At 66.8% G+C, this 17,947-nt stretch carries 15 protein-coding genes; 9 read left to right on the forward strand and 6 right to left on the reverse strand.

What is annotated here, in order from left to right:
* Positions 1-6 precede the first annotated feature (6 nt).
* The 4 genes from bamA (at position 7) to rpmE (ending at position 4,485) form a co-directional block, all read left to right on the forward strand.
* Positions 7-2,715, forward strand: a complete 2,709-nt coding sequence (gene bamA / locus AC2S9W_RS10865) for an outer membrane protein assembly factor BamA (RefSeq protein ID WP_486570800.1) — start codon at positions 7-9, stop codon at positions 2,713-2,715.
* Positions 2,715-3,407 (forward strand): OmpH family outer membrane protein, encoded by a 693-nt coding sequence (locus AC2S9W_RS10870; protein WP_067184564.1) that lies wholly within the window; start codon positions 2,715-2,717, stop codon positions 3,405-3,407. The genes bamA and AC2S9W_RS10870 overlap by 1 nt, the downstream gene beginning before the upstream one ends.
* 4 nt (positions 3,408-3,411) lie before the next feature.
* A complete protein-coding gene (gene fabZ / locus AC2S9W_RS10875; RefSeq protein ID WP_486570801.1) occupies positions 3,412-3,891 on the forward strand; it encodes a 3-hydroxyacyl-ACP dehydratase FabZ in 480 nt (159 codons plus the stop codon).
* A gap of 366 nt (positions 3,892-4,257) precedes the next feature.
* Complete coding sequence (rpmE, locus tag AC2S9W_RS10880) at positions 4,258-4,485, forward strand: 50S ribosomal protein L31 (protein ID WP_067112011.1); 228 nt, start codon at positions 4,258-4,260, stop codon at positions 4,483-4,485.
* A 136-nt stretch (positions 4,486-4,621) separates the two neighbouring features.
* Here rpmE and AC2S9W_RS10885 read toward each other — a convergent pair whose 3' ends face one another.
* Positions 4,622-6,097 carry a glycerol kinase gene (locus tag AC2S9W_RS10885; RefSeq protein WP_486570802.1) on the reverse strand — a complete coding sequence of 492 codons (1,476 nt, stop codon included), beginning with the start codon at positions 6,095-6,097 and terminating at the stop codon, positions 4,622-4,624.
* Between the two features lie 359 nt (positions 6,098-6,456).
* Here AC2S9W_RS10885 and AC2S9W_RS10890 point away from each other — a divergent pair, with 359 nt between their 5' ends.
* Entirely contained in the window at positions 6,457-7,824 is a 1,368-nt protein-coding gene (locus AC2S9W_RS10890; protein ID WP_067184559.1) for a DEAD/DEAH box helicase, read from the forward strand.
* 97 nt (positions 7,825-7,921) lie between these two features.
* Positions 7,922-8,962, forward strand: a complete 1,041-nt coding sequence (locus tag AC2S9W_RS10895; protein ID WP_486570803.1) for an alpha/beta fold hydrolase — start codon at positions 7,922-7,924, stop codon at positions 8,960-8,962.
* Here AC2S9W_RS10895 and AC2S9W_RS10900 read toward each other — a convergent pair.
* From AC2S9W_RS10900 to AC2S9W_RS10920, 5 genes are all read right to left on the reverse strand, one after another.
* Positions 8,910-9,668 carry an alpha/beta fold hydrolase gene (locus AC2S9W_RS10900; RefSeq protein ID WP_486570804.1) on the reverse strand — a complete coding sequence of 253 codons (759 nt, stop codon included), beginning with the start codon at positions 9,666-9,668 and terminating at the stop codon, positions 8,910-8,912. The genes AC2S9W_RS10895 and AC2S9W_RS10900 overlap by 53 nt on opposite strands.
* A 78-nt stretch (positions 9,669-9,746) precedes the next feature.
* The gene (locus AC2S9W_RS10905; RefSeq protein ID WP_067112049.1) at positions 9,747-9,983 is read right to left on the reverse strand and encodes a hypothetical protein; all 237 of its coding nucleotides are present in this window, start codon (positions 9,981-9,983) and stop codon (positions 9,747-9,749) included.
* A gap of 127 nt (positions 9,984-10,110) precedes the next feature.
* The gene (locus AC2S9W_RS10910; protein ID WP_486570805.1) at positions 10,111-11,361 is read right to left on the reverse strand and encodes an N-succinylarginine dihydrolase; all 1,251 of its coding nucleotides are present in this window, start codon (positions 11,359-11,361) and stop codon (positions 10,111-10,113) included.
* 50 nt (positions 11,362-11,411) lie between these two features.
* Positions 11,412-12,413, reverse strand: a complete 1,002-nt coding sequence (locus AC2S9W_RS10915; protein WP_486570806.1) for an arginine N-succinyltransferase — start codon at positions 12,411-12,413, stop codon at positions 11,412-11,414.
* The gene (locus tag AC2S9W_RS10920; RefSeq protein WP_486570807.1) at positions 12,410-13,618 is read right to left on the reverse strand and encodes a hydrolase; all 1,209 of its coding nucleotides are present in this window, start codon (positions 13,616-13,618) and stop codon (positions 12,410-12,412) included. Before AC2S9W_RS10920 ends, AC2S9W_RS10915 begins: the two co-directional genes overlap by 4 nt.
* 222 nt (positions 13,619-13,840) lie before the next feature.
* Between AC2S9W_RS10920 and AC2S9W_RS10925 the strand changes: the two genes are divergently transcribed.
* The 3 genes from AC2S9W_RS10925 (at position 13,841) to AC2S9W_RS10935 (ending at position 17,924) form a co-directional block, all read left to right on the forward strand.
* Entirely contained in the window at positions 13,841-14,983 is a 1,143-nt protein-coding gene (locus AC2S9W_RS10925) for a GGDEF domain-containing protein (protein ID WP_486570808.1), read from the forward strand.
* A gap of 136 nt (positions 14,984-15,119) precedes the next feature.
* Positions 15,120-17,213, forward strand: a complete 2,094-nt coding sequence (locus AC2S9W_RS10930; RefSeq protein ID WP_486570809.1) for a malate synthase G — start codon at positions 15,120-15,122, stop codon at positions 17,211-17,213.
* A gap of 90 nt (positions 17,214-17,303) precedes the next feature.
* Positions 17,304-17,924, forward strand: a complete 621-nt coding sequence (locus AC2S9W_RS10935) for a DJ-1/PfpI family protein (RefSeq protein WP_486570810.1) — start codon at positions 17,304-17,306, stop codon at positions 17,922-17,924.
* Positions 17,925-17,947: the final 23 nt, after the last annotated feature.

Consider the following 17,947-nt stretch of genomic DNA (forward strand, 5'->3'; position numbering starts at 1 on the left):
TGCGGGATGAACAGCGTGGCTTCACACAAATCTATGGCGCGGGCGCAGGTGTCGGCTCTCCTTATGGCGGGGACGATGCTGGCATGGCCCGCCGCGCTGCTGGCGCAGGAAGTCGCGCCGCCGGTCGTTCCGGCCCCGACGGTTCCGACCCCCACGACGGAGGCGGTGCCCGCGGCCTCGACCGTTCAGTCGATCACGGTGACGGGCAACCAGCGGCTCGAGGCGCAGACGATCCTCTCCTATCTGCGGCTGCGCGTCGGCCAGCCCTATGACCGCGCGACGCTCGACCAGGCGCTGAAGGATCTTGCGGCGACGGAGCTGTTCAAGGATTTCCAGATCACCGACAACAATGGGGCGCTGACCATTCAGGTCACCGAAAACCCGGTGATCAACCGCGTCATCCTGGAAGGCAACAAGCGCCTGAAGGAAGACAAGATCCGGCCCGAGATCAAGCTCGCGCCGCGCCAGATCTTCACCCGGTCGAAGGTCCGCGCCGACGTTGCGCGCATCATCGAACTCTACAAGCGCCAGGGTCGTTTCGCCGCGACCGTCGATCCCAAGATGGTCACGCTCGACCAGAACCGCGTCGACGTGGTGTTCGAGATCGACGAGGGACCGAAATCGAAGGTCCGCCAGATCAACATCATCGGCAACGAGAAATTCAGCGACGGTGAACTCAAGGGAGAGATGGCGACCAAGGAATCGGGGCTGCTCACCATCCTGTCGTCGAACACGACCTACGATCCCGACCGCCTCGCCTATGACCAGCAGAAGCTGCGACTGTTCTACCTGCAGAACGGCTATGCGGACTTCCGCGTCATTTCTGCTGTCGCCGAACTGACGAGCAACAAGCAGGATTTCATCATCACCTATGTCGTCGAGGAGGGCGAGCGGTACAAGTTCGGCGACATCGACGTGAAGAGCCAGATCCGCGATTTCCAGCCGGAGACGCTGAAGCGCCTGCTGCCGATGACCACCGGCGACTGGTACGACGCCAAGCAGGTCGAGGACACGGTCGAAAGCCTCAGCGAGACCGCGGGCCTGTTCGGCTATGCCTTTGCCGACATCAACCCTGAGTTCCGCCGCGATCCCGACAACCGGACGATGTCGATCACCTTCGACGTCGCCGAAAGCCCGCGCACCTATGTCGAGCGGATCGACGTCAACGGCAACACGCTGACCCACGACAAGGTGGTTCGCCGCGAATTCCGCCTGAACGAGGGCGACGCCTTCAACAGCTTCGGGATCAAGCGCACCCAGAACCGCATCAACAGCCTCGGCTATTTCCAGGAGAATCTGGAGATCGACCGCAAGGAAGGGAGCGAACCCGACCGCATCGTCCTCGAAACCAATGTCCAGGAAAAGCCGACCGGCGAACTGTCGCTCTCGGCCGGCTTCTCGTCGATCGAAAGCTTCCTGCTCCAGGCATCGATCCGCCAGCGCAACTTCCGCGGTCTCGGGCAGCAATTGTCGGCGTCGGTCAATTATTCGAGCTATTCCAAGTCGATCGAGCTCGGCTTTACCGAGCCCTATCTGTTCGACCGCAATATCTCGATCGGCGGCAGCATCTATCGCCGCGACCTCAATTCGTTCAACTTCATCGGCAACGATCGCCAGACGACCTTCGAGCAGACGACGACGGGCTTCCAGCTCAACGCCGGGGTGCCGCTGACCGAGTTCATGTCCTTCTTCGGACGTTACAGCCTCAATTACGACGATGTTTCGCTCGACGAGCGACTTTATTATTTCGGCGGCGAGTGCGATCCGTTGGTTGCGGGTCGCTATCTGTGCGATGCGATCGGCAAGCGCACGACCTCGCTCGTCGGCTTCACGCTCGCTTATGACGACCGCGACAATCGCCTGCGCCCGACGCGCGGCCAGTCGTTCAGCATCAGCCAGGATTTTGCGGGGCTGGGGGGCAGCGTCAAATATGTTCGCACCCGGGCCGCGGCGAGCAAGCACTTCAACCTCGGCAGCCGCTTCATCCTCAATGTGTCGGCAGAGGGCGGCTATATCTATCCGCTCGGCGGGCGCCCGACGCCGACCAGCGACAAGGTGCGCCTGACCGACCGCTTCTTCCTGGGCGAACCGCAGATGCGCGGCTTCGACATCCGCGGCGTCGGCCCGCGCGTCATCCGCTACGGCAATGTCGACCTGACCGACCCGGCGAACCCGATCCTCGACACCAGCCTGTCGAAACGCAACGGCCGGATCGACGACTCGCTGGGCGGCCGCGCTTATTATCAGGGCCGTCTGGAGGTCGACATTCCGCTCGGCACCGGCGCGAAGGAACTGGGGCTGCGTCCGTCGGTGTTCCTCGACGTCGGGTCGGTGTGGAGCGTTAAGCGCCCGACGCTGACGACGCTCGCCGATTTCCGGGAGACCGACCCGAACGCGCCGGGCTTTGGCCTGACCAAATATCTCTGTCGCAACGCGGCCACCGGGCAGCGGGTGTTCGCGACCGAAACGCCCAACGCCGACGGAACCCCTTCCGGTCAATATCAGACCTGCGATACCGCGAACGGCTTCTCGGCCCTCGCACCGTTCGAGGAACGCTTCTATGGCGATACCTGGATGCCGCGCGTCGCGATCGGCGCAGGGGTCAACTGGAATTCTCCCTTCGGTCCGTTCCGCATCGACTTCGCCTATGCCCTCCGCAAAGAAGAGGGTGACGATACCAAACGCTTCTCATTCAACGTAGGAACCCAATTCTGATGAAGAAAATTTTTGTCGCTTCGGCGCTGGCGATCGCCAGCCTTTCGGTCTCGCCGATGTTCGCTGCTCCCGCCGCCGCGCAGGCGCGCTCCACGGCGGTCGCCGACGTGCGCGTGGCCGCCGCCAAGTCGAACGCCTTCACCACCGCGTCGCAGCAGATCCAGACCACCTACAAGGCGCAGATCGACCAGCAGGAATCGCGCGGCCAGACGCTGCAGGCAGAGCTCAACGTGCTGGTAGCCAAGTATAACGAGGAAGCGAAGAAGACGCCGCAGAACCAGGCAGCGCTTCAGGCGGCGGCGAAGGCGGTGCAGGACAAGCGCCAGTCCGCCAGCGAGGAACTCGGCCGCATCGGCGCGCCGGTCGATCTCGCCATCGCCTATGTCGAGGACCAGATCAGCGTCCGCATGAACGAGGCGATCAAGGCCGCGATGACTGCTAAGAAGGTCGATCTGCTGCTCAATCCGGATGCGGTTCTGGCGCGCGAGACCAATGTCGATATCACCGATGCCGTCGTGACCGAGCTCAACCGCATCCTGCCGAACGTGACGATCACGCCGCCGGCCGGCTACCAGCCGGGCCAGCTGGTCCAGCAGCGCAACCAGCAGCTGATGGACGCCGCGCGCGCGCAGCAGGGCACGGCCGCTCCGGCGGCGCCGCCGGCGAACGGCAGCCAGCCGACGACGCGCTAAGCCGATGAGCGACGGCGAACAGGCTGCGGAAACGCTGGGGCCGGTTGACATCCGGCGCATCCTCAGCCTGTTGCCGCATCGCTATCCGATGCTGCTCGTCGACCGGGTGGAATCGATGGTCGGGGACCGGTCGATCCACGCGGTCAAGGCGGTGACGATCAACGAGCCCTTCTTCCAGGGGCATTTCCCCGGCCGGCCGATCATGCCGGGCGTCCTCATCGTCGAGGCGCTTGCGCAGGCGGGTGGGGTGCTGGCGATCGAGTCGCTCGGGCTCGCCGGCACCGGTAAGCTCGTCTATTTCATGGGCATCGACGGGGTGAAATTCCGCAAGCCGGTCGAGCCGGGCTGCTTGCTCGACCTGCACGTCACGATCCTTCAGGCGAAACGCACCATCTGCAAGTTCGAGGGCAAGGCGATGCTCAACGGGCAGGTGGCGACCGAGTGCCAGTTCACCGCGATGATCGCCGACCCGCCGGGGGAATAAGAGGCTGACCCTGCTGCATCGTCACCCCGGACTTGATTGGCAATTATCCCCTTCCGACAGGTAAGCGTTCCCCGGCGAAAGCCGGGGTCCAGCTAAGTGTGCCTGCCCCGCATGGACCCCGGCTTTCGCCGGGGACCACCAGCGTCCTTGTCTCAAGGGTATAAACGCCGACTTGATCGGGGGGCCATTCGGCACTTCATCGCAGGCGCGGCGAGAATGGATGCCGGTTCAAGTCCGGCGTGACGCCAGAGAGAGGGGTCGGGTGTTGCATTTCCCCCCATTGCCCCCTAAAGGCGCGGGCTTCGCGTCCCCGGGCGCACAGACTCACGCGGCTGGTCGGAAACCAGCGGCACAGGAGCAGACGAGATGAAAAAAGACCTTCACCCCGATTATCACATGATCACGGTCAAGATGACCGATGGCACCGAATATCAGACGCGCTCGACCTGGGGCAGCGAAGGTGATGTGCTGACGCTCGACATCGACCCGACCGCGCACCCGGCATGGACCGGCGGCAACCAGCGCCTGCTCGATCAGGGCGGCCAGGTCGCGAAGTTCAACAAGCGCTTCGGCGGCCTCACCCTCAAGCGCTAAAGCGCTTTTCCCCTCCCGCTCGCGGGAGGGGCAGCGGGACTTGCGAACCTGTTCGCCAGTCGCAGCGGGGTGGGCATCGGAGCATCGCGCCTTATCGCGGCCTCCACCCCGATCTCTCTCTTTTCAGGGGAGGGCTCTACGCCGTCAGAATCTTCGCAAGCGCGCTTTGCCACCCGGCAAGGCGCGCTTCGCGTTTCTGCGCGTCGAGCGCCGGGGTGAAGCGCGTCGTGCGGCCGCGCATCGTCCGTGCCGCCTCGGCAAGGTTCGGATACAGGCCCGCGCCCGTCGCGGCCAGCATTGCGGCGCCGAGCGCCGTGCTTTCGACGAAGTCCGGACGTTCGACCACCAGCCCCAGCATGTCGGCCAGATCCTGCGCCATCCAGTTGTTCGCTGCCATGCCGCCATCGATGCGAAGGTCGGCCCAGTCGACGCCGTCGGCCGCGAAGGCGGTCTTGAGGTCGTGCGCCTGATAGGCCTGCGCCTCGAGCGCGGCGCGCGCGACATGCGCCTTGCTGCTTGCGAAGCTGAGCCCCGACAGCGCGGCGAGCGCATCGGGGCGCCAGTGCGGCGCGCCGAGTCCGGACAGGGCAGGGACCAGATAGACGCCGCCATTGTCGGACACCGACCGGGCCAGTCCTTCGCTCTCGCCGGCGCTCGCGAGCAGTCCCAATCCGTCGCGCAGCCACTGGATCAGGCTGCCGGCGACGAACACCGATCCTTCGAGGGCATAGCTGCGCCGGTCGCCTTCCTGCACCAGCACCGTGGCCAGCAGGCGGTTCGCCGAATGCGGGCGCGTCTCTCCGCTCGCCGACAGGATGAAGGCGCCGGTGCCGAAGGTCGCCTTGGTCTGGCCGGGGGCAAGGCACGCCTGACCGATCGTCGCCGCCTGCTGGTCGCCCGCCATGCCGCAGATCGGGATGGCGCCGCCGAACAGCGCGGGATCGGTGGTGCCGACCCGGGTCGTGCAGCCCACGATCTCGGGCAGCAGGCCCATCGGCACGCCCAGCAGGTCGCACAGACCGGCATCCCAGCCGCCCGCCCCGTCGATCTTCATCAGCAGCGTGCGGGACGCGTTGGTCGCATCGCTGACATGGACGCCGCCGGTCAGGCGGAAAACGAGATAGGATTCGATCGTTCCGACCGCGAGCCGGTCGCCCGCCTCGCGTAATTGCGGCCAGTTTTCGAGCGCCCAGCCGATCTTGCTTCCCGAAAAATAGGGATCGAGCAGCAGGCCGCTGCGCTCCTGCACCGTCGCTTCGTGCCCCGCTTCCTTGAGCGCGGCGCAGGCGGCGGCGGTGCGCCGGTCCTGCCAGACGATTGCGCGCGCAAGCGGTGCGCCGGTCGCCCGGTCCCAGAACACCACCGTCTCTCGCTGGTTGGTGATGCCGATCGCGGCGATCCGGTCGGCGCCGCCCGCCTTGTCGATCATTGTCCGCGTACAGGCGAGCGTGGCCTGCCAGATTTCCTCGGCATCATGCTCGACCAGGCCGGGGCCGGGATAATGCTGCCGGAACTCGCGCTGCGCGCTACCCAGCGGTGTGCCGTCGGCGGCGAACAGCATCGTGCGCGTTGAGGTGGTGCCTTCGTCGATGACGATGATGTTTTCCGGCACCTGAATCTCCTCGGTTCGTGCTTGGCTTGTCGAAGCCCTGGTCTTTTCTTTGGATTAGCAATGAAGAAAGAACGGCCCTTCGACAAGCGCAGGGCGAACGGGTTTTTGGGCGAGGCGTCAGGCTCACGCAATCATCTTGCAATTTTGCGCAATATCCGCCATATGCTTGTGCAGCGCAGCATGGCGGCAGCAGGCCGCCCTCCACCGGCAGCGTGATTTTCCCGCCCGCGACAGGGCTGGACGAGCCGGTTGCGCTGAGTCCCTTGAGGCACCCTTTCACGCGGGTCGTTTCGAACCCGCCTGTCGTGCGCGGCCGTTTTGCGGCGCGTCCACGGCTTTATCGTGAGTAGATTATCAAAATGGAATTCAAAGACTTCGGCCTCCACGCCGACATCGAGCGTGCGCTGACGGCCAAGCGTTATACCCAGCCGACGCCGATTCAGAGCCAGGCGATCCCCGTCCTGCTCGAAGGGCGCGACCTGTGCGGCATCGCGCAGACCGGCACCGGCAAGACCGCGGCCTTCTCGCTGCCTTCGCTCGACTATATGCTGTCGAACCCGCGCCCGCGCACTCCGCGCGGCTGCCGCATGCTCGTCCTGTCGCCGACCCGTGAACTGGCGGCGCAGATCGCGCAAAGCTGTCGCGACTACGGCCGTTTCACCAAGCTCAGCGTTGCGACGGTGTTCGGCGGCGTGCCGATCAATCGCCAGATTCGTGACCTGTCGCAGGGCGTCGACATCCTCGTCGCGACGCCGGGCCGGCTGCTCGACCTGGTCGACCAGCGCGCGCTGCGCCTCGACGACGTCGAGATCTTCGTCCTCGACGAGGCCGACCAGATGATGGACATGGGCTTCATCCATTCGCTGCGTCGCGTCGCCAAGATCCTGCCGAAGCAGCGCCAGAATCTCTTCTTCTCGGCAACGATGCCGAAGGAGATCGCGGCGCTCGCGCAGCAGTTCCTGCACGACCCCGTCACCGTCTCGGTGGCGCCGCAGGCGACGACCGCGGAAAAGATCCGCCAGCGCGTCACCTTCGTCGAGCAGAAGGAGAAGCAGGCGCTGCTTCATCATGTCCTGCGCAGCGAGGAGATCGACCGCGCGCTGATCTTCACGCGCACCAAGCATGGCGCCGACCGTGTCGTTCGCCATCTGAAAGGCGCGGGGATCGATGCCTTTGCGATCCACGGCAACAAGAGCCAGGGACAGCGCACCACGGCGCTTCAGGCCTTCCGTTCGGGGCAGGTGCGGCTGCTCGTCGCGACCGACATCGCGGCGCGCGGCATCGACGTGTCCGGAGTCAGCCACGTCATCAACTTCGAGATTCCGAACGTCCCCGAACAATATGTCCACCGGATCGGCCGCACCGCGCGCGCCGGGGCGGAGGGCATTGCGATCAGCTTCGTCGCGCCTGACGAGCGCACCTATCTGCGCGACATCGAACGCGTGACGCGGACCCGCGCCGAGCCGGTTGCGCTGCCCGACGGTTTTACGGAGATGGTCCGCAACCTGCCCAAGCCCGCCCAGCCGCCGCGCAATACCGGCGGCAAGGGCCGCGATCCGCAGCGCCAGCGCGAAGATGCGCTGCGCAAGAAGGCGGACGGCGCCCCGTCACGCGGTCCGCGCCGCGAAGCGGCGGGCGAGGGCGCACAGCCCCAGCGCAAGCGCCGTTTCCGGCCGCGTCGCGGCGGCGTCGGCGCGCACAAGGGCGCGGTCCAGCGCGTCGGCTGACGCCGGCAACCTCGTCCGCTCCCGATCCTTTCCCGGCCGCCGCCGATTGACGTGCCGTTCCGGCACGTTAGGGTCGGCGGGGGTCTGGGGAGGCGTAATGATCGACGAGGACGAGTTCGAACCGCTGCCGCCGCGGCGGCCCTTGCTGCGCCGCAAGCGTGTCCTGATCCCGCTCGGGCTGCTGCTCGCGCTCGTCGCGCTGTTCCTCGCCCTGCGTACCCCCGACACCGATCGCGACGCGATGATCGCCCGATATGGCGGTGCGGACGCACAGTTTGCGGTGGGGCCGGCGGGGCAGCGCATCCATTATCGCGATCAGGGAAAGCGCGATGCGGAGGCGCTCGTCCTGCTGCACGGGTCGAACAGCAGCCTTCAGACGTGGGAACCGCTGGTTCGGCGGCTGGGCGACCGCTATCGCATTGTCACGCTCGACCTGCCGGGGCACGGTCTGACCGGCGGCACTCCCGACAAGGACTATAGCGCCGACGGCATGATCGCCGCGGTCGATGTCGTTGCCGCGCGGCTCGACCTCGATCGCTTCGTGCTCGGCGGCAATTCGATGGGCGGCTGGGTGGCATGGCGTTATGCGCTCGCTCGCCCCGATCGCATCGACGCGCTGCTGCTGCTCGACGCCGCGGGGATGCCGCTGCGCGCCGTCGAAAAGCCGCCGCCGTCGAACATCGGCTTTCGCCTGCTGCAATATCCGCTCGGGCGCTGGCTGGCGGCGCAGATCACGCCGCGCTCGCTGGTCGAACGGTCGCTGCGCGGGTCGGTGGAGCGGCAGGATATCGTCACCGACGCGATGATCGACCGCTATTGGAATCTGCTGCGCTTCCCCGGCAATCGCGAGGCGACCTCGCTGCGCGCGACGCTCGATCGCGAACCCGCGATGGCGGACCGCATCGGCGCGATCGCGGCACCGACGCTGATCCTGTTCGGCAAGCAGGACCGGTTGATAAACCCCAGCGCGGCGCAGACTTTCCATGAACGCATCGCGGGGTCGGAGGTGGTGATGCTCGACGGCGTCGGCCATCTGCCGATGGAGGAGGCGCCCGACGCGACCGCCACCGCGATCGCCGATTTCCTCAAGCGGCGGCTCGTTGCTCCGCCCGCGCCGGCTGGTCGAGAAACGCCCTGATCCGCGCCGCGACCGACGCGGCATGGGTGAAGGGGAAAAGGTGCGATCCTGGCACGATTTCCAGCGTGGCGCCTTCGATCAGGTCGGCAATCGCCCGGCCGTGGCTGGCGGGCACCACGCCGTCACGCTCGCCCATCAGCACCAGCGTCGGCAGCGCCCTCAGCCGGGGCAGCATCGGCACGCTCGTCCATCCGGCCATCGCCATCGCCTGATAGGACAGGCCGAGCGGCGTCGCGGTCGGCAGCCGCAGGCCGCTCGCGAGCATATCGTCGTCGAGCAGCGCGGCCCAGCCGATCCCCGGCGCCGCGACGGTGGGAGTGGTCGCCATCAGCACGAGGCGGCGGATGCGGCCGGGAAATTGCACCGCGACCTGCTGTGCCAGCGCGCCACCCCAGCTGAAACCGGCGAGGTCGAGCCGTCGGTGCCCGAATCGGTCGGCGATCTCCATGACTGTCGCCGCCATCGTCGGCGCTGCATAGGGCAGCAGCGCGTCGGGCGAGCCGCCGACCCCTGGCATGTCGAGCGTCCACACCTCGCGCTCGCCGATCCGGGCAAGCAGTGGCGCGGCCGCGGCGATGTCGGCGCCGATCCCGTTGAGGAACAGCAGGGGTGGTCCGCCCTTGCCCGCGCGCCAGCGCGCGACGCGCAGCGTCAGGCCATAGACATGTTCGGTGCTGACGGACGGCCGCCCGCTGATCCTGCTCATGGCACACGCCTTGGCACAGCTTGACGCGGGGCGAAAGGGGGCCGCCTTCGTCGCCGCGGTTTGCTGCGCGGCGGTATTTCAGCCGTCCGCTGCCGCTCTGGCCGCTTTCTCGTAGCGCAGGCAGTCGAAGATTTTGGCACCCGCGAGGAATACCGAGCCGCTGCACGCGGCGAGCAGCAGCTTGCCGCCGATACCGGGATATTGGTCCAGATAGATCATCCCGCGCGCCATCGCCCCCACGCCGAGCGCGTAAATGATCAGGCACGCCTCGAAGCGCGTCTTGATGACGAACAGCCGTCCAATTTTCTTCAACATCACCATCAGCATCGTCGCCATCCGAAGCAAGGGGCGTGCCAGCGGCACAAATCGGGGATTCGATGCCGCAAGCGGATGGTAAACTGTAAATTAACCCGACGGACAAAGAAAGGGGAAGGGCGGCGCTTTACACCAGTTCGCCGAAGTCCATCGCGTCCAGCAGCGCCGCGCGGGCACGTCGGACGTCGTGGACCAGCGCCGCCGAAGTAAGGTCGCCCGGCGCGATCGCCTCGGGCCAATGCGCCGCGACAACCGCGGCAATACGGTCGAGCTTCGCCTCGTCGGCCAGAAAGCGCGGATCGACGGTCGCCGGATCGGCGACGACGCGCAGCCGCAGGCAGGCGGGGCCGCCGCCGTTCGCCATCGACTGGCGCACATCGACGGGCAGCAGCCTGCGGATCGGACCGTTGCCGGCGACATGCGCCTCCAGCCAGTCCCAGACGCTCGGCGTCTCGCGCGCCTCGGTCGGCAGAACGAGTCCCATGCCGTCGCCCTCGGGCAGGCTGACGAGCTGGGCGTTGAACAGATAGGATCTGATCGCATCGGGCAGGCTCACCGCGCTGGCCGGCACCTCGACGATTTCGACCTCGGGAAAGATGGTGCGGATCGCGGCATGCGCTTCCTCGCGGTTCTCGAACGCCGTTTCGTGCGTGAAGAGGACGCGCTCGTTGGCGACCGCGACGACGTCGTTGTGAAAGGCGCCGCCCTGGATCGCCATGTCCGACTGGCGAAGAAACAGCGTGCGCGCGGGATCGAGCCGGTGCCGTCGCGCGATCGCCTTCGATGCGTCGAGGTGCTGGCGCGCGGGAAAGCGGCCGCCGCCGATGCCATAGACGAAGATCTCCACCCCCGGCGCCCCATGCCCCGCGCACAGCCGCATATGGTTCGCCGCACCCTCGTCGCCGAACGGAGCCGGCACGGGACCGTGGACCGCGAAGGCCGGATCGGCGAAGGCAAGGCGAAGCTGCGCGAGCGTGCCCGGCCATTCGTGACTGCGGTGCGGCATGGTGACGAGGTTGGCGATGGTCAGATGGCATCGCCCGTCGTCGCTATCGGGCGCCGGCGACACGGTTGCGGCGTTGGCGGCCCACATCGACGAGGCGGACCACGCCTGTGCGCGCAGGTGCGGCTCGACCTCGTCGAGCGTGGTGGCGAGCGTTTCGAGCCACGCCGCGTCGGGCCGGTCGAGCGGCATGAAATATCCCTGCGGCAGGCCGAGCGCCAGATTGTGCCGCATCTTCTCGATCCCTTGCAGCGCCGCGGCGCGTGGCTGCGACACGTCGCCGGCATTGCTGGCCGAGGCGATGTTGCCGCGGCTGAGCCCGGCGTAATTGTGCGTGGGGCCGATGATGCCGTCGAAGTTGATTTCGGTGAGCATGGTTTTCTTTCCTGAGCCCCTCCCCTTCAGGGGAGGGATGCAGTTTCCTACTACCGCCCGATCCAGCTGATCTCGGCGCCTTTGCCGATGCCCAGCAGCCCCGCGCTTTTCGCATCGATCGTCCCATCCGCACCGACCTGTCCGAAGCAGCAGCGGAAATCGGCGAGGCGGCCGGTCGCGATCAGCGCGTCCTCGCCGCTCTCCGCAATTCCCGCCACTTCGACATGCCGCGCGTTCCGGATGCTCGCCACCTGATCGGTGCGCGCGGTCATCGTCGGGCCACCGTCGAAGATGTCGATATAGTTCTCGAAGGCGAATCCTTCATTCTCCAGCATCCGCATCGCGGCACGCCCGCTGGGATGCGGGACGCCGATCACCGATCGCGCGCTGTCGGGCAGCATCGCGATATAGACCGGATGCTTGGGCATCAGGTCGGCAATGAACTGGTTGCCGTGAACCGCGTTGAACTGGTCCGCCTCCTGAAAACTCATCCCGAAGAATTTGCCCGCGACTCCGTCCCAGAAGGGCGAGCCGCCCGCTTCGTCGATCACCCCGCGCAATTCGGCGAGGATGCGGTCGGCGAAACGTGCGCGATGCCGCGCGATGAACAGATAGCGCGATCGCGCGAGCAGCAGGCCGAGCCCGCCCGCGCGCGCCGCGGGGTGCAGGAACAGTCCGCCGACCTCGCTCGCGCCGTGCAGGTCGTTGCTCAGCATCAGCACCTGCGCGTGAAAGGTGCGGCCCAATTGCTCGCTATGCTTGCTGTCGGTGCCGATGCGATAGGAATAGAAGGGCCAGTGCTGTCCGACCTGCGCAAAGATCTGGCAGGTGCCGCGCACCTCGCCGGTTTCGACCTCTTCTAGCACCATCAGATAGAGTTCATCGCCCGGCGCATCCTCCTCGCGCGCGAAACTCGCCTCGGCGCGTTCGAGCTTGGACCGTAGCGCCTGCCGGTCGGGGGGCAGGTTGGTGAAGCCGCCGCCCGTCAGCTTCGCCATTTCATAGATGCTCTGCAGGTCGCCCGGCTTTGCCGCCCGGATCAGATAATTCACGCTGTCCCCCGTTCCGCCAGTCTGAGCATGGTCAGCGCCGACAGCCGCGCGCGTTCGGGCAAACTGTCGACGATCAGAAATTCGTCGGCCGAATGGATAGCGCCCCCGCGCGGCCCCATCGTGTCGACCACCGGCACGCCGCAGGCGGCGATATTGTTGCCGTCGCACACGCCGCCCGTCGCCTTCCAGTCGATGGCGATCCCCAGCAGCGCGCCGCAATCGCGCACCAGTTCGAACAGCCGCGTTGCCGGCTCGTCGAGCGGCTTGGGCGGCCGGTTGAAACCGCCATGAAGGTGGCAATGCACGTCATGCTCCCGCGCCACCGCTGCCATGGCATCGCGCAGCGCCGCTTCGGCCGCCGCCATCGCAGCGGGGGTCGCGGGGCGCATGTTAACGCGCAGGATCGCCTGATCGGGAACGACGTTATTCGGTCCGCCGCCGTCGATCTTCGCGGGGTTGACCTTGAGATCGGGCGATTTCAGCGCGTTCAGCCGGAGTGCGAGGTCTGCCGCGGCGATCAGCGCGTTGCGTCCCTCCTCGGGGTTGCGCCCGGCGTGCGCCGAACGGCCGTGGATCGACACCGAGAAATTGCCGCTGCCCGGCCGCGCGCCGGCGAGCGTTCCGTCGGGAAGCGCGGGCTCATAGGTGAGCGCCGCCGCCTTGCCCTTCGCCAGTTCGGCGATCAGCGCGGCCGAGGCGTGGCTTCCCGTTTCCTCGTCGCTGTTGATCATCACGTCATAGCCGATGCGCGGGGCGAGCGGCGACGCTTCGAGCGCGGTCAGCGCCGCGAGGATCACCGCGATTCCGCCCTTCATGTCGGCGGTGCCGGGACCGTTCAACACGCCGGGTTCGCGCCATGTCAGAAACTGGAACGGGTGATCGGCCGGAAACACCGTGTCCATATGGCCGGTCAGCAGCAGTTGCACCGGCGCGTCGGGGCGCACGCGGACATGGAGATGATCGCCGCGCACGATCGTCTGGACCTGCCCCGCCGCGTCGACGCTTTCGACCGGATCGGGCTCGACCAGCCGCACCGTGCCCGGCAGGACGGCAAAGGCGTCGGCGAGCATCCCCGCGATCGTCTTCAGCCCCGCCAGATTGCCGGTACCGCTGTTCACCGCCGCCCACGCCTCGACCGCGGCCAGCATCGGGGCATCGGCGGCGCGTTCGAGCGTCGCCATTTCACTCGCAGTAAGGGCGGTCATTGCGTGCCTATAGCGAGCGGCGAGGGGCTTTTGCACCCCCGGCCTGGCATTTTGTCGGCACGATACCGTAAGTCACTGATGCCCAATAATCCTGCCAGTAGAGCCTTCAGGGAAGCCGACTGCCGATCGTGCCATTAACCAAAATTTGGTGGCCGCCTCGCTACGCGGTGCGGACCAATGGTGAGTGGGTCGATGACAGCTGCTTTCGTGCTTGGCATAAACATGGCCGTTGCGGGCATCTTTGCCGTGGCCTTCACCGTTGTCGCGGCGACGAACCGGAGCGCGCGCGGCGCATGGTGGCTGGCGCTCGGTTGCGGGGTGGGAATCGTCAACGCCGGTCTGGAATTCCTGCTCCGGCAACAGGCCGATCCGGTGCCGGTCAGCATCGCCATCTTCCTCGTTTTCCTTTCCGCGCTCAGCTTCGCGCTGATCGGGGTCGCGCGCCACTACCGCGTCGAGCCGCCGTGGACCGCGATGGCCGCGATCTGGATTGTCACGGTCCTGCTGGTGCCGGTCGTCTTCAGCATGACCTATGGCTCGCTGTCGCGGCTGGTGCTCTACCAGCTTCCCTATTTCGCCATGCAGGCGCTCTTCGGCATGATGATCTGGCGCTCGGGGCGCCGGCAACCGCTCGACCTGCTGCTGGTCGTGTTGCAGGCGGTCGGGGCGACGCTTTATCTGCTCAAGCCGCTGTTCGCGATGTTGGTGGGGACGGCCCGCACGCCGCAGGATTATATGGCGACGACTTATGCCGCGATCTCGCAAAGCGGCAGCGTCGTAGTGCTGATCGCGACCGGTCTCGTCATGCTGCTGGTGACCATGCGCGACACGACGGCCGAGATGATCGCCCGCTCGGAAACCGATCCGCTATCGGGCGTCTTTAACCGCCGCGGTTTCGAACGCCATGCCGAAGCGGCGCTCGCGCGCGAGGGCAGAGCGACGCTGATTGCAGCCGACCTCGACCATTTCAAGCAGATCAACGACAGTTTCGGCCATGCCGCGGGCGATGGCGTGATCGCGCACTTCGCCGCGATGCTGACCGAAGCCGCTCCATCCGAAGCAATCGTCGGCCGCGTCGGGGGAGAGGAGTTCGCCGTGCTGCTGCCTGCCGCGCTGCTGTCCGACGGACGCCTCTATGCCGAGGCGGTGCGCGCCGCCTTTGCGTCGGCGGAACTGCCCGTGCTCGGCGTCGACCGCCGTTTCAGCGCGTCCTTCGGCGTTGCCCAATGGATGCCGCCGGAAACTTTGTCCGACCTGCTTCATCGCGCTGACACGGCGCTTTACCGGGCAAAGTCGGGCGGTCGGAACCGGGTCTGCGTCGTGCTGGGCGATCTGCCGCCGACGCCGGTGCGCGGCGCCGCCTGACCGGCGCCGCAACCCTCCCATCCCTTTTCTTTCGACGCACCGCCCCATTGCCAAGCCCTGCCATTCGCGCCATAGGGCGGCGGCCCTTTCCTCCCCGGGTCCACTGGCGCGTTCGCGCCGACCAAAGGGTGCTTGCATGACTGATTTTCTCGATCGCCACGGCCTTTCCGTCGATTCGCGTCTGGTCGATTTTCTCGAAACCCGGGCGCTGCCGGGAACGGGGCTCGATCCCGATCGCTTCTGGGCTGATTTCGCGACGCTGCTCGGCCGGTTCGCGCCCGAGGACGCCGCGTTGCTCGCCAAGCGCGAGGATCTGCAGGCGAAGATCGACGCATGGCACGACGCACGCAAGGGCGAGGCACACGATCCCGCCGCCTATCAGGCGTTCCTGCGCGAGATCGGCTATCTCGTTCCGGAGCCCGCGCCTTTCGCCGTCGGAACGGCGAATGTCGATCCCGAGATCGCGACCATGGCCGGCCCGCAACTCGTCGTTCCCGCGCTCAACGCGCGTTTTGCCCTGAACGCCGCCAATGCGCGCTGGGGCAGCCTTTACGACGCCTTCTACGGCACCGACGCGCTCGACGCGCCGGCGGCGAAGCCCGGCGGCTACGACCCTGAGCGCGGCGCGGCGGTGATCGCGCGCGCCAAGGCCTTCCTCGACGAAGCCGTGCCGCTCGCCGCCGGTTCGTGGGCCGACTGGCAGGGCGGGGAGCCGAAGCTCGCCGACCCCGCGCAGCTTGTCGGCACGCGCGACGGTGGCACCCTGCTGCGGCACAACGGTTTGCACATCGAACTGGTGATCGATCCCGCCAGCCCGATCGGACGGACCGATCCCGCGGGAATCGCCGATGTGGTGATCGAGGCCGCGCTGACGACGATCATCGACCTCGAGGATTCGGTCGCCGCGGTCGATGGCGAGGACAAGGTGCTCGGCTATGCCAACTGGCTCGGCCTGATGCGCGGCGATCTCGTCGAAAGCTTCGACAAGGGCGGCCGGACCGTCACCCGCGCGATGGCGCCCGACCGCGAATGGACCGCGCCCGACGGCACCGCCTTCACGCTGCATGGCCGCGCGGTCCTGTTCGTGCGCAACGTCGGTCATCTGATGACCACCCCGATGATCCGGCTGCCGGGCGGCGGCGAGGCGCCGGAGGGCATTTGCGACGCGGTGATCACCAGCCTGTGCGCGCTCCACGACCTCAAGCAGCTCGGCACGCTGCGCAACAGCCGCACGGGCAGCGTCTATATCGTCAAGCCCAAGCAGCATGGGCCGGAGGAATGTGCCTTCACCGACCGCCTGTTCGACGCGGTCGAGGACATGCTCGGTCTCGCGCGCCACAGCGTGAAGGTCGGGGTGATGGACGAGGAGCGCCGCACCAGCGCCAATCTTGCCGCCTGCATCGAAGCGGTGAAGGATCGCATCGTCTTCATCAACACCGGCTTCCTCGACCGCACCGGGGACGAGATCCACACCTCGATGCACGCCGGCCCGATGATCCCGAAGGGGGAGATGAAGGCGAGCGACTGGATCGCCGCCTACGAGGACCGCAACGTCCGCATCGGCCTCGCCTGCGGCCTGTCGGGCAAGGCGCAGATCGGCAAGGGAATGTGGGCGATGCCCGACATGATGAAGGCGATGCTGGAGGCGAAGATCGGCCATCCGAAATCGGGTGCGAACACCGCCTGGGTGCCTTCGCCGACCGCCGCGACGCTCCACGCGCTCCACTATCACGCGGTCGACGTGTTCGCGCGGCAAAAGGAGATCGCGGGCGAGGCGGTGCCGCCGCTCGACCGCCTGCTCGCCATTCCCGTCGCCACCGGCCGCAACTGGAGCGAGGCGGAGGTGACGCGCGAGCTCGACAATAATTGCCAGGGCATACTCGGCTATGTCGTGCGCTGGATCGACCAGGGCGTCGGCTGCTCGAAGGTGCCCGACATCGACGACGTCGGCCTAATGGAGGATCGCGCGACGCTGCGGATCAGCAGCCAGGCGATCGCCAACTGGCTGCTTCACGGCGTCTGCACCGCCGATCAGGTCGATGCCGCGCTCGCGCGCATGGCGAAGAAGGTCGACGCGCAGAATGCCGGCGACCCGCTCTACGAAACGCTGACGCCTGACGGCATCGCCTGGCGCGCGGCGCGGGCGCTGATCTTCGAGGGCACGGTCCAGCCGTCGGGCTATACCGAGCCGCTGCTGCACAGCTTCCGGCAGGCGAAGAAGGCGGCGTAGCGCAGCGTTGACCTTCAGGGTGACGAAGATTTGAATGTCTGGGGGTGAGTCCTGTAGGGCTTTCGTCTCATTCATTCGATGGAGTTTCCCATGCAGATCGCGGTGCTGACGTTCGACGGCTTCAACGAACTGGATTCGTTCATCGCCGCCGCGATCCTCAACCGGCTACGCGGACAGGGATGGGCGGCGCATATTACGGCACCGACGGCGCGCGTGACCTCGATGAACGGCGTCACGATCGACCGGCAGAAGCCGCTGGAATATGCTGAAGAGGCCGATGCCGTCATCGTCGGCAGCGGCGTCCGCACGCGCGAAATCGCGGCCGATCCGGCGATCCTCGACCGGATCCGGCTCGATCCGGCACGCCAGCTTGTCGGCGCGCAATGCTCGGGGACATTGCTGCTCGCGAAGCTGGGACTGATCGGCGATCTTCCTGCCTGCACCGACCTGACGACGAAGCCCTGGGTGATCGAGGCTGGCGTGGAGGTACTCGACGCGCCCTTCGTCGCGCACGGCAATGTCGCGACCGCGGGCGGCTGTCTCGCCTCGCAATATCTCGCTGCGTGGGTCATCGCGCGCCTCGCGGACGAAGCCGCGGCAGAGGGCGCGCTCCACTATGTCGCGCCGGTCGGCGAGAAGGCGCTTTATGTCGAGCGCGCGATGGCGGCTGTCCGGCCTTTTCTGCGGCATGGCGTCGTCGCGGCCGCCTGATCTTCAAATCGCCTGGCCGCGCG

The organism is Sphingopyxis sp. 550B, assembly GCF_057401805.1.